Genomic DNA, 21,826 nt, shown 5'->3' with positions numbered 1-21,826 from the left:
TCGGCGTCACCATGGCCATACGGCGTCGAGTGGAGCCCTCCAGTCCCGAGGCTCTTCGACGAGATTCCCGCTTCGTTCGCAATCTTTCCCTTCTCCAAGCAGTGCATCGGCCGGTGGCGCAGCGCCATGACCATGCAGTCTCCCGCCGCTTCTTCATCTTCCGTTCCCGACTCCGCGCTCACCCGCGAGCAGCTGTACGAGCGCATCCGCAAGAGTTCCAAGCAGGAAGTCGTCCTCGAGGAAATGCAGCGCCTGGGCTTCTGGCCGCACGACGTGGCACAGCCAACGGTCGAGGAGCAGCTGATCCGCCGCGAGGGCGAGTTGCAGACCGCGCTCTCGAAGCTCGGCACCGAACTGCGCGGCATCGAGGACCGCGACCGGGCCCTGAAGATGATGCGCAAGGAGCGCATGGCCCGAGCCCGCGAGCGCCGCGAGGAAACCCGCCAGCGCCTCGCTCAGGGCCGCCATGCGCGCGCCGTGGCATGGCACGAGCGGCGCAAGCGCGAGTTGCTGTATGTGGGCGACGGCGTCTCGGGCGGCCTCAACGACGGGCACAGCGACAGCCAGGCGCTGGCCCGCAACACCCTGCCCGCGCTGGACCATGCGGGCGACCTGGCGCAAGCCATGGGCGTCGGCCTGGGCGAGCTGCGCTTCCTGGCATGGCACCGCGAGGTGTCGAGCGTGAGCCACTACCAGCGCTTCACCATGCCCAAGAAGAGCGGCGGCGAGCGGCACATCTCCGCGCCCATGCCGCGGCTGAAGCGCGCGCAGTACTGGGTGCTCGACAACATCCTCGCGAAGATGCCGGTGCACGAGGCCGCGCACGGCTTCATGCCGGGCCGCTCGATCATCACCAATGCCGCGCCGCACGTGGGCCGCGATGTGGTCGTCAACCTCGACCTGAAGGACTTCTTTCCCTCCATCGGCATGCGCCGCGTGCGCGGCGTGTTCCGCCAGCTCGGCTATTCGTCGCAGGTGGCGAGCCTGCTGGCGCTGGTGTGCACCGAGGCGCCGACCGACGAAGTGCAGCTCGACGGCAACCGCTATTTCGTCGCGCGCGGCGACCGCGTGCTGCCTCAGGGTGCGCCCACCAGCCCGATGATCACCAACCTGCTGTGCCGCAGGCTCGATGCGCGGCTGGCCGCAAGCGCGGCGAAGCTGGGCTTTCGCTACACGCGCTACGCGGACGACCTGACGTTCTCCGCCGGCCCCGAGCACAGCCGCGACACGGCCAAGCTGCTGTGGCGCGTGAAGCAGATCGTGGCGAGCGAGGGCCTCACGCTGCACCCCGACAAACAGCAGGTGATGCGCAGGCACCGCCAGCAGCATGTGACGGGCATCGTCGTCAACGACAAGCTCTCGGTCGACCGCGACACGCTGCGGCGCTTCCGCGCGGTGCTGCACCAGGCGGAGCGCCACGGCCCGCAGGGGCTGCAATGGAACGGCAACAGCGACGTGATCGGCGCGCTGCGCGGCTATGCGAACTTCATCGCGATGACCGATGCGGCGCGCGCCGAGCCGTATCTGCAGCGGGTGCGCGCGCTGGCGGCGAAGCATGAAGGCGGCTCGGCACCGAAGACGCAGGCATCGCAGCGCAAGCTCGGCGCAGGCGCGTTCCGCAAGCTGTCCGCCGAGGGCAAGGCGCCCTGGCCGGCGTGGTGGCAGCCAGCTGAAGCAGCCGCACCGGTATTGGAGAAAACCGCCGAGCAGATCGCCGAAGAGAAGAAGGCTCAGCGCGAAGAGGCACGCCCGCAAGCGGCCACGGCCAGCCGGGCACCGGCGCCCGCACCCGCCGCGGCGCAGGCCGCGACAGGCCAGGCAGCCGCCCCGGCTGCGAAGCAGGCACCGGGCGCCCTCTCCCAGATCGGCTGGGTCGCCAGCATGATGCTGCAGGCCCTCTACGTCGTCAGCGTCTTCCTCTCGGGAACCAGCCCGCTGATCTGGCTGATGACGGGCGGCGTCGTCATCGGCAACTTCGTGCAGCGCAAGTCGGGCTGGCTGCGCTTCATCGTGGCCATCTTCATATCGTCGGCGCTGGCGTCCCTGGTCCACAGCATGAAGAACTGAGGACGGCATGTTCAGGGCCGACGCACCGATCGGGCGTGTCGGCTCTCGTGTGCCGCCCGCACCACGCGGCACCACGCAGCACTTCACAGCAGGCGACCAGCCCGCTACAGTGGCCGCTTCGACAACCACCTGCGAAAAGGAGGCACGAGATGGAAGACGCCGTAATTCACGCCCCCACCATCGTGCGGTTTGTCGTGCCCCCCACCCGCTGATCGATTGCTGACGCGCCTCCCGCGCAGCACGTGCCCCTGACGGGCACGGCCAGTCCGGCACCCGCGGCCTTTTCGCCGCCGCGACAAACCGCCCCGATTCAAACGCCGCCGCCAGCACGCATGTGCCGTCGGCGCCCCGTTCCCTTTCGAATCAAGGCACACCATGTCCGAAGCCAACGCCGCGCATTCGCGGCCCGTTGCAACCACTGTATTTTTCGATCCCCAGCGCGCCTCCGAGGCTGAGTGGCGTGATGCCCTCGCCTACTGGCGCCAGCGCAGCGCCGAGGACTTTCCCGACGAACCCTCGACGAGCGACGCCGAGACCCGGCACGGTGTGCTGCAGAACGCGCCGCTGTACGTCGTCCACCGGGTGCTCGCGCTCGGCGAGCACGGCAAGCCCGTCGGCAGCCTCAACATGGGCATCCGCCGAGCGGGAACGCCCGACTACGAATCCTTCGCGCCCTTCGTCGATGCCTGGGGCGGCGTGCTGCGCTCGCATCAGCGCCGCGGCGTGGCCAGCACGCTGCTTGGCGCGCTGCTCGCGCTCATGGAAGCACAGGGCAAGACCACCGCGACGGTCAAGGCGCACCTGCCCGAGGGCCACGCCTTCCTGCGCGCCATCGGAGCGCAGGAAAAGCACCGCAGCGTCGAGAACCGCGCAACCTTCGCCGGCCTCGACTGGCAGGCTCTCTCCCGGTGGGAAGCCGAGGGCTTCGCGCCCGCCCACGGTCTGCGCGCCGAGATCCATGCCGGGCGCGTGCCCGTCGAGCGGCTCGCGACACTGCTGCCCGCGCTGTCGACGTTGCTGAACGATGCACCCACCAGCGCGTTGGAGCGAGCGCCCATGCGCTATGAAATGGCGGAATACGTCGCGTGGTACGCCGAGATCGACCGCCGCGGCGGCGAACACTACCTCGTGCTGCTGCTCGACGGCGACGAGGTCGTCGCGGTGTGCGACGCCAGCTGGAACCAGCTGTTCCCCGATCGCATGTTCCAGCGGCTCACGGCCGTGGCCCGCCACTGGCGCGGCAGGGGCCTGGCCAAGGGCGTCAAGGCCGCGATGCTGCGGCTGGTGCACTCGCGCCACCCGGAGCTGGCGCTGATCTCCACCAGCAACGCGGAGGTCAACGCGCCGATGCTCGCCATCAACCGCCAGCTGGGCTTTGCCGTGCACCGGCAGGAGAGCATCTACCAGTTCGGCACGAACAGCCTGCGGGCCTACCTCGCTATCCGTCCCATGATCTCCCGGGAGGCCCGCGCATGAAGGCACCGCAAAGACTGCAGGCCCTGATCGACGAAGGCCTCATCGACACCGTGGTGCGCCAGCTCATGAGCGGCAAGGAAGCCATGGTCTACGTCGTGCGCTGCGGCGACGAGACGCGCTGCGCCAAGGTCTACAAGGAGGCCGACAAGCGCAGCTTCCGGCAGGCCGTGGACTACACCGAGAACCGGCGCGTCAAGAACAGCCGCGAGGCGCGCGCCATGGCCAAGGGCACGCGCTTCGGTCGCAAGGTGACCGAGGCCATCTGGCAGAGCGCCGAGGTCGATGCGCTCTACCGGCTTGCCGCCGCCGGCGTGCGCGTGCCCACGCCGCACAACTTCCTGGAGGGCGTGCTGCTGATGGACCTGGTGACCGACGCGAACGGCGACGCCGCACCCCGCCTGAACGACGTGATGTTCTCGCCCGCGGACGCCATGCGCCACCACGCCAGCCTGCTGCGCGAGGTGATGCGCATGCTGTGCGCGGGCATCGTGCACGGCGACCTCTCGGAGTTCAACGTGCTGCTGGCCGAGGACGGTCCGGTCGTCATCGACCTGCCGCAGGCGGTCGATGCCGCGGGCAACAACCACGCCCGGCGCATGCTGCTGCGCGACGTCGAGAACCTGCGCAATTTCTTCGGCCAGTTCGCGCCCGTGCTGCTGGACACGCGCTACGGCGAGGAGATCTGGCACCTCTACGAGCGCGGCCAACTGCGCCCCGAGACCGAACTCACCGGCAGCTTCGTTCAGGAGACCGGCCCGGTCGACCTGCGCCACGTGATGCGCGAGGTGGACGACGCGCGCGAGGAAGAAGCCGCGCGGCGGCTGCGCCTGCGCACGCCGCGACAATAGGCGGGCCAACGCCTGCCCGCCACCTGCCAGATCGATGACCTCCTCCGCCCTGCCGAACCCCGCCCCGCGCCAGCTTCTGTCTTCCACCGTCCGCCGGGTCGCCGAGGCCGCGGCCTTCGTCGCGCTGGGCTTCGGCCCGGCCGCGCATGCCGCCGGCACGGCCATCCGGCTGGAGGACGACCGTGGCACCTCGGTCGAGCTGCAGGCCCCGGCCAAGCGCATCGTGTCGCTGATGCCCTCGCTGACCGAGACCGTGTGCGCGCTCGACGCCTGCGACCGGCTGGTGGGCATCGACCGCCACGCCAACTGGCCGGCGTCGGTGAAGGGGCTGCCGCAGGTGGGCGGCATCGACGACGCGAACGTCGAGCGCATCGTCGCGCTCAAGCCCGACCTGGTGCTGCTGCGCCCTCGCAGCCGCGCCGCCGAGCCGCTGGAGCGCCTGGGCCTGAAGGTGCTGGCGCTCGACGCCAAGACCCACGCCGACATGCGCCGCGTGATGGAAACCGTGGCCCGAGCCACCGGCCGCCCCGGTGCGGGCGAGGCCTACTGGCGCAAGCTCGACGCCGGGCTGGACGCAGCCCGCGCCCGCGTGCCGGCCGGCTGGAAGGGCCGGCGCGTGTATTTCGAGGTGCATGGCGGCATGGCCGCGGCCAGCGAGAGCTCCTTCATCGGCGAGACGCTGGCCCGCCTCGGGCTCGGCAATGCGGTGCCCGGCACGCTCGGCCCCTTCCCCAAGATGAGCCCCGAATTCGTGGTGCGCGCCAACCCCGACGTGCTGATGGTGTCGGCCCTCGGCGAGATCTCCGCCATGGCCGCACGGCCCGGCTGGTCTGCCATGTCGGCCATCCAGCGCGGGCGGGTGTGCAGCTTTGCCTCCGCGCGCTTCGACCTGATGATGCGGCCCGGTCCCCGGCTCGACGAGGCTGCCGATGCGATCGTGGGTTGCCTGAACTCCCTGGGCGACCCGAAGCCCTGAACGACCCGATGACGCAGCACCTGTCATCCGCCGGATCGAAATGCCGTTGACACTCCAGCAAGAAACCACGAGGAGCCATTCGCCCGACGGGCTCCCCTCCCCCCCATGAAGCACCACAAGCGAACCTCGTCCACCCCCTTCGTGCGCGTAGGCCCCAGCGGCGTGCACGGCCTCGGCGCCTTCGCCACGCGCGACCTGCCGGCCGAAGCCTTTCTCGGCCTCTACGAAGGCCGCCGCTACACCAAGGCCGAGATCGCCACCAAGGTCTGGGACGACCAGCTCACCTACCTGTTCACGCTGTCGAACAACGAGACCATCGACGGCGCCAAGGGCGGCAACGCCACCCGCCACCTCAACCATTCGTGCGAGCCGAACTGCGAGGCGGTGGAGGAATACGACGAGGGCGGCGAACTGGTGCTCAAGTTCCAGACGCTTGTGGCGGTGGACGCGGGCGACGAGCTTTTCATCGACTACTCGCTCACAGCGGACGACGGCTCACCGCCGTCGAAGTACCCCTGCCACTGCGGCTCGCCGAACTGCAGGGGAACGATGCTGGCGCCGCCCGAGACGGAAAACGAAACCGCGGCCGTACAGGCCGTGCAGGCCGTGCAGGACGCCCCGGCCGCTCCTTGATTCAGGCCATCCCGCCCGCGGCGAGGTAGCGCGCATCCCATTGCGCGGCCAGCCGCCTCGCGCGATGCAGCGGCAACCGCGCCGCCTCGAAGTCGATCACGCATGCCACGTCGGCGGCCTCCGGCCGCGTCGGGCTCTCGCTGCTGCGTCCGTCCGTCAGTAGCCACAGCCAGCGCTGCCGCGTCTCGCTCTTCGCCAGCAACTGGTCGGCGCGCCGCACGCCCAGCGCGAGCGGCGTGCCGCCGCCGGCAGCGATGGGCGCGACCCAGTCGTCGTTCCACGCACTGGCGCGGCGCGGCGGCAGGCGCAGCTCCACCGTGTCGCCGGCAAAGCACAGCAGCGCGACATGGTCGCGGCGCTGGTAAGCCTCCTGCATCAGCGCGAGCAGCAGGCCCTTGGCGCGCGCGAGGCCGCCGTCGTCGCGCATGGAGGCCGAGCAATCGAGCAGGAAGCAGTGCAGCGCGCCGCTGCGCGCCTCCCGCGGACGATGGCGCAGGTGTTCGGCACGGAGCCGGCCGGCGCCGCGCGCCGCGAAGGTGCGCGGCCAATCGAAGGCAGCGCCGTGCGTGGCTGTGGCGTGCCATGCGTCCCTGTGCGAACCCTGCCTCCGGTCACCCTGGCGCGAGCCAGCGGGCGTGGCGTCCCGGAGGCTCAGGCTTTTTTTGAGGCGACCGCCTGCGCGGGGGCGATCAGCGGGCGCAGCGGCTTCACGCGCTCGATGCCGACGGGCTCGGGAGGCATGGCGCCCCAGTCCTCTCCACCCACATCTCCCGTGCCGCCCAAGTCGTTCGCGCTGTTCGTGCCGTCCTGCCCATTGACGGTCGCGGCGGGCCTTGCAGCGCCGGATGCCGGAGCCGGCGCTGCAGCCTCGGCCCCGGGCTTGCGACGATGCAGCAGCACCGCTTCGGCCACGCGCCGCACGTGGTCGGCCGTGATCCCGTCAGCACCTTCCCAGGCCGCGAGCGCCCGGGCCGAGCGCAGCATCACGAGATCGGCGCGCAGCCCGTCGACGCCGGCGGCAATGCACAGCGCGCCTACGGCCTCGTGCACCGCATCGCCATAAGGCAGCGCCGACGCATCGGCCACGAGCGTCCGCGCGCGCGCCAGCGAGGCAGCCAGCGCCGCCTCTTCCTGCGCATGCTTCGCGCGAAAGCCCTGCGGATCGGCATCGAAGGCCAGCCGGGCGCGAACGATGGCCTGCCGCTCGGCCGGCTCGTCGATGTTGCGCAACTGCACGCACAGGCCGAAGCGGTCGAGCAACTGCGGGCGCAGCGTGCCCTCCTCCGGGTTCATCGTGCCCACGAGCACGAAACGCGCGGCATGCCGGTGCGAGATGCCGTCGCGCTCCACCACGTTGACGCCGCTGGCGGCAGCGTCGAGCAGCGAATCGATCAGCGCGTCGGGCAGCAGGTTGATTTCGTCCACGTACAGCACGCCGCCATGCGCGCGCGCCAGCAGGCCGGGCGCGAAGGCGAGCTCATGGCCCGCCAGGGCTTTCGCGAGGTCCAGCGTGCCGACCAGGCTTTCGAGGCTCGCGCCCAGCGGCAGCGTGACGAAGGGCGCGCCGGGCAGCAGCTCGGCGAGCGCGCGCGCCGCGGTGGTCTTGGCCGTGCCGCGCGGTCCTTCGATGAGCACGCCGCCCAGGCCCGGGTCGACGGCGGCCAGCAACAGGGCCTGGCGCAGATGCGGCTGGCCCGCTATCGCGGCAAAGGGAAAGGGCACCGGCATCGGGGCGGCTGTGGTCATCGGGGGATTCCTTCCATCCGCTGCTCGTGGTCGAGCAGCAGGTTCTCCAGCTGGGCGCGGTAGTCGCCGGGCGACTGCCAAAGGCCGCGCTGCATGGCTTCGAGCAGGCGGTTGAGCATGTCGGTCAGCGCGCGCGGGTTGTGTTCGTTCACGAAATCGCGGGTGGCTTCGTCGAGCACGTAGGCGTCGGCCAGCATCGCGTACTGGTGGTCGCCGACCACGCGCGCGGTAGCGTCGAAGCCGAACAGGTAGTCGACCGTGGCAGCCATCTCGAAGGCGCCCTTGTAGCCGTGGCGCTTCACGCCGGCTATCCACTTCGGGTTCACCACGCGCGAGCGCACGACGCGGCCGATCTCTTCCTTCAGCGTGCGCACGCGCGGCGCCTGCGGGTTGCCGTGGTCGCCGTGGTACATGGCGGGCTGGCGGCCGCTCAGGTGGCGCACCGCGGCGGCCATGCCGCCCTGGAACTGGTAGTAGTCGTTGGAGTCGAGCAGGTCGTGCTCGCGGCTGTCCTGGTTCTGCATGACGACGGTCATCGCGCGCAGCCGGCGCTTCAGCGCGTCGGCCGCCGGCACGCCGTCACTGCCCTGGCCGTAGGCATGGGCGCTGCCGCCGACGTAGGCCTTCGACAGGTCGTCGTCGCTTTGCCAGTCGCCGCGGTCGAAGAGCGGCTGCAGGCCGCTGCCGTAGCTGCCGGGCGCCGAGCCGAACACGCGCCAGCCGGCCTGCGTGCGGGCAAGCTCAGGCGCCATGCCCCGGGCCTGCAGCGCGGCGGTCTCGCGAAGGATGCGCGCGCGGATCGGGTTGCGTTCCTCGTCCTCGTCTTCCTGTGCCGCCACGGCCTGCACTGCCGCGTCGAACATCTGAACGGCATTCGGGAAGGCGTCGCGGAAGAAGCCCGAGATGCGCAGCGTGACGTCGATGCGCGGACGCCCGAGCCCGACCGTGGGCAGCACCTCGAAATCGACCACCCGCTGGCTGCCCGGCGCCCACTTCGGCCGCACGCCGATCAGCGCGAAGGCCTGCGCCAGGTCGTCGCCGCCGGTGCGCATGGTCGCCGTGCCCCAGACCGACAGGCCTAGCGCCGCCGGATAGTCGCCGTGCTCCTGCATGTGCCGTTCGACCAGCTGCGCTGCCGACTTGAGGCCGAGCATCCAGGCCGTGGGCGTGGGAATGGCGCGGGTGTCGACGGCGTAGAAGTTGCGGCCCGTCGGCAGCACGTCGGGCCGGCCGCGCGAGGGAGAGCCGCTCGGGCCCGGCGGCACGAAGCGGCCCTGCAGGGCGCGTGACAGCTGACGCAGCTCCTGCGTGCCGCAGGCGTCGAGCGCGGGTGCGAGGCTGCTGTCGATTCGGCTCATCACGGCGGCGGTGCGCGGCAGCTCGGGAGGACACGCGCCCTCTTCCATCAGCCGCTGCGCGAGCAGTTCCAGCCGCTCGCGCGTGTCGCCCTGGTGGCGCCATGCCTCCGTACTCACCGACTGCAGCAGCTCGGGGCGCGCGCCCTGCCATGGCTTGGCCGCGTCGATGTCGAGCGGATCGAAGGCGTCGTCGGGCAGCAGGTCTTGCGAGAGCGCGCCGAGCAAACCGGCGTTCGCACCCGCGCCATCGGCAGCGGGATAGCGCGCCAGCGCCAGCAGCGTGTCGCGCCGCAGCCGTCCGTTCGGGGAGGCGCCGAAGACGTGCAGCCCGTCGCGTATCTGCGTTTCCTTCAGCTCGCAGAGGTAGGCGTCGACGCGCGCGAGCACGGCGTCGTCTTCCTCCTGCGCGCCGGGCAAGCCCAGCTCCTCGATCAGGTGCTGCGCACGCACCGCGGCGAGGATCTGCGCGCGCAGCACCTTCGCGCGGCGCGCGTCGACCAGCAGCGCGTCGTAGTACTCGTCGACCTGCCGCTCCAGGTCCTGCATCGGGCCGTGGTTCTCCGCCCGCGTGAGCGACGGCATGAGGTGGTCGACGATGACCGCCTGCGTGCGCCGCTTGGCCTGCGCGCCCTCGCCCGGATCGTTGACGATGAACGGATACACGTTGGGCAGCGGCCCGAGGATCGCGTCGGGCCAGCAGGCCTGCGACAGCGCGATGCTCTTGCCGGGCAGCCATTCGAGGTTGCCGTGCTTGCCCACGTGCACCACCGCGTCGATGGCGAAGGCCTCGCGCAGCCAGAAGTAGAAGGCCAAGTAGCTGTGCGGCGGCACCAGCTCGGCGTCGTGGTAGCTCGCGTAGTCGGCGGCGCCCAGGCTGCCGAGCGCGCGCGCGGGCTGGATGCCGACGAACACGCGGCCCAGCCGCAGGCCGGCGATCATGAAGCGGCCGTTGCGCAGCATCGGGTCTTGCTCGGGCGCACCCCAGCGTTCGTCGATGGCTGCGGCCATGCCATCGGGCAGGCGTGACAGGCATGCCCGGTAGTCGGCCAGTGCGAAGCTCTGCCAGGCGGGCCGCGAAGCCCACTGCGACGGGTCGTTGGCGATGCCTTCCTGCAGCTTGCGCATCAGCGCATCGCCGTCGACGGGCATCGCATCGGGATCGCCGAGCGCATAGCCCTCGGCCGTCATCGCGTGCAGGATCGCCATCACCGAGGCCGGCGTGTCCAGCCCCACGCCGCTGCCGATGCGGCCTTCGCTGCCCGGGTAGTTGGCGAGGATCAGCGCGACGCGCTTCTCTTCTGCGCGCAGGCTGCGCAGCTTGCACCAGCGCCGCGCCAGCTCTGCCACGAAGGCGATGCGGTCGGGCTCGGGCTGGTAGTTCACCACCTCGGTCTGCGTGAGCTCGCAGCGGTGCGACAGGCCCTTGAAGCTCACGGCGCGCGTGACGATGCGGCCGTCCATCTCGGGTAGCGCGATCTGCATCGCGATGTCGCGCGGGCGCAGGCCCTGGCTGTCGGCCAGCCAGTCTTCCCGGTTGCCGCCGCTCACGATCACCTGCAGCACGGGGGCGTCGCCGGCCAGCTCGACCTCGTCGCTCTGTCCGCCCTGCCCCAGCGCCGCGAATGCGGTCGTGTTGAGCACGAGCTGCACATCGTGCTCTGCGCACAGCGCGCGCAGTGTGGAAAGGCACAGCGGATCCTTCAGCGAATCGAGCGCGACGGGCAGCGGGTTCAGTCCCTGCGCAGTCAAGGCCGCGGCGAGCGCATCGAAGGCCGCCGTGTTGCCCGACAGCAGGTGCGAGCGATAGAACACCAGCGCCACCACCGGCGCGCCCGCGTGCCAGCCGGCGCGCAGGTCGTCGATGCCGGCCACGGTATGCGAAGCGCCCACGCCGCCCGGCACGTGCAGCGCCACCTGCGGCAGGCTGCGCGGCGGCAGCGGCGCTTCGCCGTGGCCCAGGCCGTGAAAGGCCACGGCGCGCAGGAACTGCATCGCATTGCCTGCCCCGCCGCTGCGCATGTACTGCCAGAGCCGGCGGCTCACCGCGCGCGACAGCGTGCCGCGCGCGAGCAGGTCTTCGTCTTCCTGCAGGTCGCCGGAGAACATGGCGAGTTGCTGGCCCTTGCGCCTGGCCAGCTTCTCGAGCTGCTGCAGCCCGTAGGCCCAGGCCGATTCGGCGCCCAGGTGGTCGACCACCACCACGCGCGCATGCTGCAGCACCTCGTCGACGTAGAGGTCGAGCGAGGCCGGCTGGCGCAGGTACATGAGGTTGGCCAGCCGCAGCGACGGATAGCCGGGGTCGGTGGCCGCCAGCGCGGTGCGCGCGGCGGCGAGCAGCGCGAGCGTCGTGTCGGCCGAGCTGAGCACCACGATGTCGCCCGGCGTCTGGTCGAGGCGCGTGACGACGCTGTCGTCCTCGACGAAGCGTCCGGGCTGGGTGCTCAGCAGGTGCATGCGCTCGGGGCGTCAGGCGGTGGCGACCGCGCTCGCCTCTTCGAGCGCCTTGCGCAGCGCGCCTTCGTCCAGGTCTTCGCCGATGAACACCAGCCGCGTGCGCTGCGCCTCGCCGTCGCGCCAGCGGCGGTCGAAGTGATGGTCGAAGCGGCGGCCCACGCCTTGCACCAGCAGGCGCATCGGCTTGCCCGGCACGGCGACGAAGCCCTTCACGCGGTAGATGGTGTGCTGCTCGACCAGCTTGCCGAGCGCGGCCAGCAGGCTGTCGCGCTCGACGGGCGGCAACTCGATCACGAGCGAATCGAACTCGTCGTGGTCGTGGTCTTCCTCGTGGTCGTGGTGGCTCTCGCGCAGGTGGATGGTGTCCTCGGCCGCGCGGCCCTGGCCCAGCAGCAGCGCGAGCGGCAGCCGGCCTTCGCTGGCGGCGACGATCTTCACCTCGGGCGGCAGTTCCTCGCGCACCAGCGCCTCGACCTTGGCGCGCGCCGCGTCGTCCATCAGGTCGGTCTTGTTGAGAACCACGAGGTCGGCGGCCGAGAGCTGGTCTTCGAACAGCTCGTGCAGCGGCGATTCGTGGTCGAGGTTGGGATCGGCGCGGCGGGCTTCATCGACCGCCTGCGGGTTCTCGGCGAATTGGCCCGAGGCGGCGGCGGGACCGTCGACCACCGTCACCACCGAATCGACGGTGAAGATGTTGGCGATGTCCGGCCACTGGAAGGCCTGCACCAGCGGCTTGGGCAGCGCGAGGCCGGAGGTTTCGATGAGCACCGCGTCGAGCTCGCCGCGGCGTTCGGCCAGTTGCAGCATCACCGGCAGGAACTCCTCCTGCACCGTGCAGCAGACGCAGCCGTTGGCCAGTTCGTAGAGCGCGCCTTCACGCTCGTTGCCTTCGTCGTCGCAGCCGATGCCGCAGCCGCGCAGGATCTCGCCGTCGATGCCCAGCTCGCCGAACTCGTTGACGATCACCGCGATGCGGCGGCCTTCGGCGTTGCCGAGGATGTGGCGCAGCAGCGTGGTCTTGCCGCTGCCGAGGAAGCCCGTGACGATGGTGACGGGGATCTTGGCGTTGCTTGGGGTCATGGGGTGGATTCTTTCAGGCGCTCGCGAGCGGGGCGCACCAGCAAGGCGAAAGTGGCGCCGGATGATTCCGGCGCCACCGATGGAAACGGACAGCCTCCCCGAGGCCTGCCCCGGGGAAGCGACGAGAGGAAGAGGTCAGACGCCGCCGTACAGGCGGCGCTCGACGAAGACGGAACCCTGCAGCCGGCGCCATGCCTTGGCGGCAGCCAGCACGCCCAGGTCGACCAGAGGCTCGACCAGCACCACCGTCATGTAGGCGGCGCCGAAGCTGGCGATCTGGCTCATGTTCTCGATGCCGGTGCCGCGTCCGTACAGCGCCCAGAAGCCGACCCACACCACGATGCCGCCCTGGTAGGCCACCGAGAGCTTGAAAGCCTCGCGGTAGCCGATGTCCACATAGGCCAGCTTCTCGGGAATGATGCGGCGCGCCAGCGCGGAGGTCGCGAACAGCGGCACCAGCAGCGTGGTGACGTTCATGCCGTACTGCGGAATGTCCTGCGGCTCGAAGAACAGCCCCTGAATCAGCAGGCCGCCCGCCAGGCCAATGGCCGCGGGCGCGAGACCGAACACCAGCAGCAGCGTGGTGCCCAGGATCAGGTGCACCTCCGACACGCCCACCGGGTGATGCGGAAACACCTCGAAGAAGCAGAACACCAGCGCCATGGCAATGGCGGAGCGCAGCACCAGTGCGGCAGGCCCGTCCTTCATGAGCGTCTGGAACGCGACCTTGCCGGTGTAGGCAAGCGCGGCGGCTGCCGTCGCGTAGCTGAGGAATATCTTGGATCCGTCGACTAGACCTGGTTCGATGTGCATCGAGCACCTCCTGAAATGCACCGCGGTGCGAAAGTTGATTGTTGGTGGATGGGCAGGCTGGCGCAAGCCCCGTTCATGAACGCCGCAGCGCCTGCCGCGCGCCCGGCATGGCCGCCGGCTTCGGTTTTCGCCGCAGCCGTCGCCAGCCGATCACGACGCCGCTGGCCGAAGCCACCGCGCCGACGAGGGAAAGCAGCCACATCACGAGATCCCAGGCCGGCCGGTATTGGATGAGCCAGGGAAAGTCGAGGCTGTGCGCCGCATTGAAGAGCCAGCGGCGCAGGCGCGAGCTGGCGTCGCTGCTGCCGGCCACCTGGCCGCTGGATGGGTCGATGTAGATCCAGCTGCGCACCGGGTCGTCGAACTGCAGGCGCCAGACGGGCACGATGCGCTCGCGGTGATGGCCGTACCAGTGGAAGTCCTCGCGGGTCTGGAGCACGGCCTCGGTGATGTTCGAGCCGGGGCGCAGGCGGGCGGCGGCGCGCAGGATGTCGTCCTTCGCGATGGTGGCCGGCGCGCCGGTGGCGGCATCGACCACCCGCACGCGGGCCTTGGCATCGCGCAGCTGCAGCAGCGGCCTGCCGTCGAACCACAGCAGCACGGCCTCGCGGGGTGCGTCGGCGCCGTCGTCCGCCGGCAACGACGCGGGCGGCCACGGGAACGGCGACGTACCGGCTCCCGTGTAGTTCGCCATCGCCGCGGCATCGCCGGCTCCGCGCTGGAACCAGCCGTTGGGGTTCATCGACAGCCAGCCGCTGACGATCCAGGTCAGCACGAAGAAGCCGCCGACCAGCCCCGCGATGTGATGCCAGGCCATCCAGCCGCTGTAGGGCGTGACCGCCCCGCTGCGGAAACGTCGCCGCAGGCGCACGCGAAGGATGCCGATGACGATGCCCGTCACGGCCGAGACGATGCAGGCGGCCGACAGCCACACCACCACGTCGTGCCACAGCGGCGGATCGGCGCGCAGCGGCGTGAAGTAAATCCAGTGCGGCACCGAGCCCAGCCAGTTCCAGAAGCGCTCGTGTCGCGTGGTGTCGCGCACCACTTCGCCATTGACCTGCGACACGTAGAGCTCGGTGCCCGGTGCGTCGCCGACCTCGATGCGGTGCAGCGGTCGCAGCGGGTTCAGGCCCTGCGGCACGGTCCACTGGTCGCGCTCCAGCGTCTCGGCCCAGCGGGCGCCGGCATGGCCGGAGAAGTCGCGCGCGATCGACTCGGCCTGCACGGCATCGACCGGGCCGGGCATGCGGCCGTCGCGTGCCGACACCGTATGCCGGCCGCCACGCGCGTCAACGATGCGCCAGACGGGGCCGGCGCCGGTTCCGCCCTGCGTCTCCAGCACCATGCGCCGCGGCGGCTGGGCGCGCACATCCTTGGGCAGCGCTTCGAGCGCAGCCGCTGGAGACACCGTCGCCTGCCGGAAGCGCAGCGGCGAGAGCCCCGCAAGGCGCTCCTCGTCCGTGAGGTTCGGATATCCCACGTACATCATCACCACGCCCGAGAGGAACCACATGACGAACAGCAGGCAGCCGCCGATGCCCAGCCACCGGTGCGTCCAGTAGAGCCAGTGCCGGATGCGCGGCCAAGCGCGGCGCCATGCGGAGGTCATGCGTTCTTCGTCCTGCCCGTCGTTCAGAAGCTGACCAGCGCCGACAGCTCGAAGGAGCGCGGACGCCCCAGCAGCCACTGGTTGCCGCCGTTCGAGAACGACACCGGATAGCGTCGGTCGGCCAGGTTGTAGGCACGCAGCGCGAGCTTGAGCGACGGATTCGCCTGCCAGCTCACGCCCGCATCGGCGACCGTGTAGGAGCCGATCTTTCGCGAGTTGGCCGAATCGACCTGGCGCGAGCCCACGTAGCGCAGGCCGACGTCGGCCTCCCACTGCGGCAGGAAGCGCCAGGTGAGCCAGAGGTTGGCGGCCTCCTCCGGCACGCCGGTGGGCGTGTTGCCGGCGCGAGAGACCAGCCTGCCGCCGACCACTTCGTTGAAGTCGTCGTAGCGCGCACGCAGCTTGGCGACGTTGGCCTCGAGCCGCAGCGTGGAGCTCAGCGCCAGGTCGAGCGTGGCCTCGATGCCTTCGGAAGACTGCTTGCCGACCTGCTGGGTGACGGTCGGATCGATGGCGTCGCGCGACAGCAGCTTGTTCTTGTCGATGCGGTAGGCGGCGACGGTCCAGGCGCCGCGGTTGTCCGCGAGCTGGCGCTTGTAGCCGACCTCGACCTGCCGGCCGGTGCTGAGGTCGAAGGCCGCCTGCGACGCGGAGGTGGTCACCAGCGAGCCCAGCGGATCGGCCGCGCGCGCCACTTGCGCGTAGAACGACTGCGAGGCGTCGGGTGCGTAGACCACACCGAGGCGGCCGGTGGCGTACTCGAAGGTCTTGCCGAAGCTGTTGGCGGCGTTCTGCAGGTCGGTGCGCGCGACCTTCGCGTGGTCCCAGCGCAGGCTGCCCACCACCGACCACCGCTCGTTGAAGGCCAGCTTGTCCTCGGCAAAGAAGGCGTAGGTGCTGGTCTTCGTCTTGTAGCGCGGCGTGTAGGCCACGGGCGACGCGTAGTAACCGGGGCTGAAGACGAAGGGATCGACCACCGATCGGCCACCGTAGGGAGAGTCGTTGGTGTGCGTGAAGTCGATGCGGTTCACGTCGAAGCCCACCAGCACCTGGTTGGCCAGGCCGAACATCCCGTGCCTGAAGGTGGCGTCGGTGCGGTTGCCGATCTGCTCCTGGTCGTGGCCGATCTCCAGGTAGTCGCCGCGCGTCACGCGGCGGGTGGCGGGGCTGTAGGTGTAGGTCTCGCTGTTGCGCCAGTGGCGCTTGCTCTCCAGCCGGTAGAGCTGGTTGCGCACGGTGACGGCGTCGCTGGGCGTCCACTGGGCGTCGAGGCGGGTCCACTTGTCGCGGTACTTGATCTCGGCATCGTCCACGTTGTAGTTCTGTCGCAGCGTCTGGCTGCTCAGGCGGCCGTCGATCAGCGGCACGCCGTAGTAGCGCTGCGGCGACTGGCGGCCCTCGTCGTGCGAGAGCGTGAACTGCAGCTGCGGTGACACGTCGAGCCGCACGGCCGCGCTCACGGCCAGGCTCTCGGCCTCGCCGCGCTGCATGAAGCCGTCTGTGTTGCGCTGGCTGATGTCGAATCGGTACGAAAGCCGGTCGTTGATCGCCCCGCCGCTGCCGAAGGCCACCTGCCGCGTGGCGTCGGAGCCGAGCGTGAGCAGCGCTTCATTGCGGATCGGCCCGCGCGTGGGCTTCTTCGGCACCACGTTGATCGCGCCGCCGATGGCGCCCTCGCCGTACATCACGGAGGCCGCGCCGCGCAGCACCTCGATGCGGTCGGCCGACCAGGTGTCGAAGGGAAAGGTGACGGTGCCGGCGCCCGCGTAGAGGCGCGTGCCGTCGAAGAGCTGCATCACCGAGCCGTGGCCGAGGAAGCCGCGCGCCACCAGCGCGGTGCCGCCGTTGCCCGGACCGGGCGAGCCGGTGATGCCGGTGGCGCGGGTGACGGCGTCGACCACCGAGACGTCGCCGCGCGCGCGGATGGTGTCGCCCGACAGCACCTCGACGCTGGCCGGCGTCTCGAGCGGCGTGAGGCCCAGGCGGCTGCCGGTCTGCGTGGGTTCGTCGATGGCCAATGGCGTGTGCCGTTCGGCATCGACCTGGATCGGCTTGAGGGTCTGGCCGTCGGGCGTTTGCGCGAAGGCCGCCGCACAGGGCCCCAGGGCCAGCCCCCAACCCAGCGAAAGACTGGAAAGCCCCGAAAACCGCGCCCAGCGCCGCGGCCGTTGCGACGCCCTCCTGCGATCGCGTCCTGGCGGCGATGCATGACCCATGAAGTTTCTCCTCCGGCCTGCGTCCCCGCAGGCTCCTGACCGATGAAGGACGCGGCGGGGGGTAGAGGCGAAGGGACTGCGGCGGCTCGCGGGCGAGTGAAGCGGCAGGCCCGGACACGCACTCCCGCAGCGTCCGAAGGCGGTTGCGAAGGCCGGTATCCGGGCTTGCGGAGTGCCGCGGCATGCTTTGGATGCACGCCGCGGCGGAAATCCTCGCCTTCCCACGCCAAAGCGCAGTGGCTGCCCGTGCCGATCGATGAGGCACGAGCCCGAGGGTTCCAGATCCGCTGACCGTTGCGGGGGCAGCGCAGGAATTGGCGCGTCCATCGCTCTCGGGAGAGAACGACGGCGCAGCTCACCTGCTTCCCGTTTAACCCCGTCGCCAAGGATGAGATGGCGTGCGGGGCACCTTCGAACCGTGTTGTCCGGTGCGGCGGGTAACTAATGAAAACTGCCGCATCGGAACGGCGGGATTATAGGTAGCGCCCCTCCGGGCCCCTCCAGGCCCCGCTGGCGGCCTCAGGGGCCGCCGGGCCCGAACAGCCGCCGCATCATGGCCACTCCCGCCACAAGCGCATTGGAGTAGGTGGCGTACGGCTCGTGGGCCGCCTCCAGCGGCACGTAGACGTGGGAGGTTTCGCCGGGCGCGCCGGGCGAGTCGTCCACGGCTTCCATCAGCACCCAGTAGAACTCGCCCGCCTCCAGTTCGTGGACGGTGAGCGCGATGTTTCTCGAGGGGGGCATGGTGCGAGGATGAATGTGCTGCCTGATTACTGGATGAACAGGGAACGCACGGGTGCGGTTGACAGAGCTTTCGGGGTTCTCCTACAGAGCATGCCCCGGCTGCGACCTAATGTTGTATTCACAGGGATCTCCGAGTTTTCGAAGAAGAACCGACCAAGAACAGGAGGCAGCAATGAAGCACTTCACTCTTGAACCCGGCATGCGATCGAGCATCGGCGGCGCCTTCTACCCGACCGGCTACTCGATGGTGATGTTCCCCAGCGCGCAAGACGCGGACCGCATCGGCCACCGCCTGATCGAAAAAGGCGTGAGCGGCGACGAGGTCTACCTGCTTCCCGCCGAGACGGTGCTCGCGGAGATCGCGCCGACGGTGAGTTCGGCCGACAGCCCCCTTCCCTCCGCCGGCACCGACGCGGCGACGGTGCGTGCCTACGCCAAGCTGGCGCAGGAGGGCCATACCGGCCTGCTCGTCAGGACCAAGGACGGCGCGGCGGCCGAGCGGCTGATGGAACTGGTGCGCACCGTGCCCTACTCCATCGCCCAGCGCTACCGCACGCTGGTGATCGAAGATCTCTGAGCCGACGGCGGCGCCCGCCAAGCGTCAGGCCGGCACCGCCATCGATACAGCCCGCTGCACCACGTCGCGGGCCATGGCCTGAGCCAGTTCGTGCTCGCCGAGGAAAACGGTGGCTGATGTTTCCTGCGTGAGCAACCGCGCTTCCTGCTCGTTGTGGCTGCGGATCACGGTCTGGATGGCGGGGTTGAGCGTGCGCGCGGTTTCCATCATCTGGCGCACGTTCATGGTGTCCGGCGTTGCAACCACCAGCACGCGTGCACGCGCGATGTGGGCCTGGATCAGCACCGCCGGGTCGGCTGCATCGCCCCACACCGCCGGCGTGCCTGCCTCGCGCAGCTTCTCGACCAGCTCGCGGTTCTGCTCCGCCACCACGTAGGGAATGTCGTTGGCGTCGAGTTCGGCCGCGATGCGGCGCCCGACCCGGCCGTAGCCCACCAGCACCACCTGCCGCGAGAGGTACTTGGCCTCGGTGGTCATGGGCAGCTCGGCCAACGGGTCCTCGCGCATCTCCAGGCCGCGCGCGAAGGAGGAATGCGCATGCAGCCATTTCTGCATCGGCGCGATCAGGCTGAACCACAGCGGATTGGTGGCGATGGAAATCAGCGCCCCGGCCAGCACCAGGCTCTGCCCTTCCACCGGCAGCAGGCCCAGCGACACGCCCAGCCCGGCCAGGATGAAGGAGAACTCGCCGATCTGCGCCAGGCTCGCGCTCACCGTGAGCGCCGTGCCCAGCGGATAGCGGAACACCAGCACCAGCGCGCAGGCCGCGAGCGACTTGCCCAGCACGATCACCAGCACCACCGCCAGCACCTGCAGTGGCCGCTCGATCAGCACCGATGGGTCGAACAGCATGCCGACCGACACGAAGAACAGCACCGCGAAGGCGTCGCGCAGCGGCAGCGACTCCTGCGCGGCCCGGTGGGCGAACTGCGACTCGCGCATCACCATCCCGGCGAAGAAGGCGCCCAGCGCGAAGGAAACGCCGAAGAGCGCCGCCGACGCGTAGGCGATGCTCACGGCCGCCGCCACCACGCACAGCGTGAACAACTCGCGCGAGCCGGTGCGCGTGACCTGCCAGAGGATCCACGGGAACACGCGGCGCCCCACCACCAGCATCAGCGCGACGAAGCCGCCCACCTGCAGCAGCGTGAGGCCCAGCGTCTGCCACAGCGGGTCGGCATTGCCAGCTGCGCCTGCCCCGCCCTGCACGCCGAGCGTGCCCGCCAGCGGCGGCAGCAGCACGAGCACCAGCACCATCGCCAGGTCTTCCACCACCAGCCAGCCGACGGCGATGCGCCCGGTGAACGAATCGAGGATGCCCAGGCTTTCCAGCGCGCGCAGCAGCACGACCGTGCTCGCCACCGACAGCGCCAGCCCGAACACCAGCGCAGCGCCGGGGCTCCAGCCCCACCACAGGGCCAGGCCGCCGCCCAGCAGCGTGGCCACCGCAATCTGCGCGAGCGCGCCCGGCAGCGCGATCTTGCGCACCGCCAGCAGGTCGTCGAGGGAGAAATGAAGGCCCACGCCGAACATCAGCAGCATCACGCCGATTTCCGCGAGCTGGGCCGCGATGCCCGCGTCGGCCACGAAACCCGGCGTGAAGGGCCCGATGATCACGCCCGCCAGCAGGTAGCCGACCAGCGCCGGCAATCGCAGCCTGGCCGCAAGAAAGCCGAGCATGAGCGCCAGCCCCAGGCCGGCGGCGATCGTGTTGATGAGGGAGACGCTGTGGGGCATCGCTGCATTTTGCAGGAACGATGCCCGGCCTTTTGGTTCGTCAGGCCATCCGCGGACGGCAGCTCAGCCGGCCATCTTGCTGGTGCGGGCGGCGTCGAGCGCCTCGGGCTCCTGCGCCTCCACCCAGCTCTCGTTGTTGAGCCCGGCCTGCAGCCGGGCCTCGTCGAGCTCGTTGGTCCACTTGGCGACCACGATGGTGGCGACGCCGTTGCCGATCAGGTTGGTCAGCGCGCGGGCTTCCGACATGAAGCGGTCGATGCCCAGGATCAGCGCAAGGCCAGCCACCGGCACGTGCCCCACCGCCGACAGCGTGGCCGCCAGCACGATGAAGCCGCTGCCCGTGACGCCTGCCGCGCCCTTGGAGGTGAGCAGCAGCACCGCCAGCAGCGTGATCTCCTGCGTGAGCGTCATTGGCGTGCTGGTCGCCTGCGCGATGAACACGGCCGCCATCGTCAGGTAGATGGAAGTGCCGTCGAGGTTGAACGAATAGCCGGTGGGGATGACAAGGCCCACGCAGGTCTTGTTCGCGCCCAGGTTCTCCATCTTCTCCATCATGCGCGGGAGCACCGATTCGCTGGACGAAGTGCCCAGCACGATCAGCAGCTCTTCCTTGATGTACTTGATGAACTTCCAGATGCTGAAGCCGTGGAAGCGGGCAATGAGCCCCAGCACCACGAAGATGAACAGCAGGCAGGTCAGGTAGAAGGTGCCCATCAGCTTGCCCAGCGAGAACAGGCTGCCCAGCCCGTACTTGCCGATGGTGAAGGCCATGGCACCGAAAGCGCCGATGGGCGCCAGCTTCATGATGTAGTTGACGATGCCGAAGAGCACGTGCGAGCCCTTCTCGATCACGTCGAACACCAGCGTGCCGCGGCCGCCGAAGCGGTGCAGCGCGAAGCCGAACATCACGGCGATCAGCAGCACCTGCAGGATCTCGCCCTTGGCGAAGGCATCCACGATGGTGTTCGGGATGATGTTCATGATGAAGTCGACCGTGCCGGTCATCTTGCCCGGGCCGGTATAGGCCGCGATGCTCTTGGTGTCGAGCGTGGCCGGATCGACGTTCATGCCGGCGCCTGGCTTGAGCACGTTCACCAGCACCAGCCCCACGACGAGCGCGATGGTGCTCACGACCTCGAAGTACAGCAGCGCCAGGCCGCCCGTCTTGCCGACCTTCTTCATGTCTTCCATGCCGGCGATGCCCACCACCACCGTGCAGAAGATGATCGGCGCGATGATCATCTTGATCAGCTTGATGAAGCCGTCGCCCAGCGGCTTCATCGCCTCGCCGGCCGCCGGATAGAAGTGGCCGAGCAGCACGCCGATGACCACGGCGGTGATCACCTGCACGTAGAGCGAGCGGTACAGCGGGAGCTTTCTGGCGGGTGTGCTTGTTGTGCTTTCCATGTTTGCCTCCGGAGGGTTGAAGACTGTAGGACGCGCATTCGCGGTTTTCTATCCGTGGAACCCGCATCGGTGAAATGAAAAG

Annotated in this window: 16 protein-coding genes and 1 riboswitch; of the genes, 6 read left to right on the top strand and 10 right to left on the bottom strand. The window is 69.7% G+C overall.

Translation table 11 applies throughout. The features are described 5' to 3' along the window. Nucleotides 1-126: 126 nt before the first annotated feature. The 5 genes from FHT32_RS26170 to FHT32_RS26150 all read left to right on the top strand — a co-directional run bounded on the left by FHT32_RS26170 (nucleotide 127) and on the right by FHT32_RS26150 (nucleotide 6,000). The gene (locus FHT32_RS26170; protein WP_176667501.1) at nucleotides 127-2,067 is read left to right on the top strand and encodes a reverse transcriptase family protein; all 1,941 of its coding nucleotides are present in this window, start codon (nucleotides 127-129) and stop codon (nucleotides 2,065-2,067) included. Between the two features lie 375 nt (nucleotides 2,068-2,442). After that, on the top strand, nucleotides 2,443-3,543 hold the full coding sequence (locus FHT32_RS26165) for an N-acetyltransferase (RefSeq protein ID WP_176667500.1): 1,101 nt from the start codon (nucleotides 2,443-2,445) through the stop codon (nucleotides 3,541-3,543). Next, nucleotides 3,540-4,391 carry a PA4780 family RIO1-like protein kinase gene (locus tag FHT32_RS26160; RefSeq protein ID WP_176667499.1) on the top strand — a complete coding sequence of 284 codons (852 nt, stop codon included), beginning with the start codon at nucleotides 3,540-3,542 and terminating at the stop codon, nucleotides 4,389-4,391. Before FHT32_RS26165 ends, FHT32_RS26160 begins: the two co-directional genes overlap by 4 nt. A gap of 34 nt (nucleotides 4,392-4,425) precedes the next feature. After that, complete coding sequence (locus FHT32_RS26155; protein WP_176667498.1) at nucleotides 4,426-5,367, top strand: ABC transporter substrate-binding protein; 942 nt, start codon at nucleotides 4,426-4,428, stop codon at nucleotides 5,365-5,367. 105 nt (nucleotides 5,368-5,472) lie between these two features. Beyond that, complete coding sequence (locus FHT32_RS26150; RefSeq protein WP_176667497.1) at nucleotides 5,473-6,000, top strand: SET domain-containing protein; 528 nt, start codon at nucleotides 5,473-5,475, stop codon at nucleotides 5,998-6,000. Nucleotide 6,001: 1 nt separating this feature from the next. On the opposite strand, the gene FHT32_RS26145 is transcribed toward FHT32_RS26150, so the two are convergent. The 8 genes from FHT32_RS26145 to FHT32_RS26110 all read right to left on the bottom strand — a co-directional run bounded on the left by FHT32_RS26145 (nucleotide 6,002) and on the right by FHT32_RS26110 (nucleotide 18,023). Then, complete coding sequence (locus tag FHT32_RS26145) at nucleotides 6,002-6,448, bottom strand: VWA domain-containing protein (RefSeq protein WP_256099169.1); 447 nt, start codon at nucleotides 6,446-6,448, stop codon at nucleotides 6,002-6,004. 203 nt (nucleotides 6,449-6,651) lie between these two features. Continuing rightward, nucleotides 6,652-7,746, bottom strand: a complete 1,095-nt coding sequence (locus FHT32_RS26140) for an ATP-binding protein (protein WP_176667496.1) — start codon at nucleotides 7,744-7,746, stop codon at nucleotides 6,652-6,654. Further along, entirely contained in the window at nucleotides 7,743-11,558 is a 3,816-nt protein-coding gene (gene cobN / locus FHT32_RS26135; protein ID WP_176667495.1) for a cobaltochelatase subunit CobN, read from the bottom strand. Before cobN ends, FHT32_RS26140 begins: the two co-directional genes overlap by 4 nt. Nucleotides 11,559-11,570: 12 nt before the next feature. Next, nucleotides 11,571-12,638, bottom strand: coding sequence for a cobalamin biosynthesis protein CobW (gene cobW / locus FHT32_RS26130; RefSeq protein ID WP_176667494.1), 1,068 nt, complete (start codon nucleotides 12,636-12,638; stop codon nucleotides 11,571-11,573). Nucleotides 12,639-12,773: 135 nt separating this feature from the next. After that, nucleotides 12,774-13,451 (bottom strand): energy-coupling factor ABC transporter permease, encoded by a 678-nt coding sequence (locus tag FHT32_RS26125; protein ID WP_176667493.1) that lies wholly within the window; start codon nucleotides 13,449-13,451, stop codon nucleotides 12,774-12,776. A gap of 73 nt (nucleotides 13,452-13,524) precedes the next feature. Further along, the gene (locus FHT32_RS26120) at nucleotides 13,525-15,063 is read right to left on the bottom strand and encodes a PepSY domain-containing protein (protein WP_176667492.1); all 1,539 of its coding nucleotides are present in this window, start codon (nucleotides 15,061-15,063) and stop codon (nucleotides 13,525-13,527) included. 23 nt (nucleotides 15,064-15,086) lie between these two features. Then, the gene (locus FHT32_RS26115) at nucleotides 15,087-17,279 is read right to left on the bottom strand and encodes a TonB-dependent siderophore receptor (RefSeq protein ID WP_176667491.1); all 2,193 of its coding nucleotides are present in this window, start codon (nucleotides 17,277-17,279) and stop codon (nucleotides 15,087-15,089) included. Nucleotides 17,280-17,411: 132 nt separating this feature from the next. Next, a riboswitch (cobalamin riboswitch) is annotated at nucleotides 17,412-17,707 on the bottom strand. Between the two features lie 91 nt (nucleotides 17,708-17,798). Further along, nucleotides 17,799-18,023, bottom strand: coding sequence for a hypothetical protein (locus FHT32_RS26110; protein ID WP_176667490.1), 225 nt, complete (start codon nucleotides 18,021-18,023; stop codon nucleotides 17,799-17,801). A gap of 172 nt (nucleotides 18,024-18,195) precedes the next feature. On the opposite strand from FHT32_RS26110, the gene FHT32_RS26105 reads away from it, so the two are divergent. Next, on the top strand, nucleotides 18,196-18,600 hold the full coding sequence (locus FHT32_RS26105; protein WP_176667489.1) for a hypothetical protein: 405 nt from the start codon (nucleotides 18,196-18,198) through the stop codon (nucleotides 18,598-18,600). Nucleotides 18,601-18,624: 24 nt separating this feature from the next. Here FHT32_RS26105 and ybaL read toward each other — a convergent pair whose 3' ends face one another. Then, entirely contained in the window at nucleotides 18,625-20,337 is a 1,713-nt protein-coding gene (ybaL, locus tag FHT32_RS26100) for a YbaL family putative K(+) efflux transporter (RefSeq protein WP_176667488.1), read from the bottom strand. Between the two features lie 63 nt (nucleotides 20,338-20,400). Next, nucleotides 20,401-21,744 carry a dicarboxylate/amino acid:cation symporter gene (locus FHT32_RS26095; RefSeq protein ID WP_176667487.1) on the bottom strand — a complete coding sequence of 448 codons (1,344 nt, stop codon included), beginning with the start codon at nucleotides 21,742-21,744 and terminating at the stop codon, nucleotides 20,401-20,403. Between the last annotated feature and the right edge of the window lie 82 nt (nucleotides 21,745-21,826).

This window comes from Variovorax sp. SG517 (assembly GCF_013376045.1).
GTDB lineage: Bacteria > Pseudomonadota > Gammaproteobacteria > Burkholderiales > Burkholderiaceae_C > Variovorax.
This window is presented reverse-complemented; position numbering and strand designations above follow the sequence as displayed.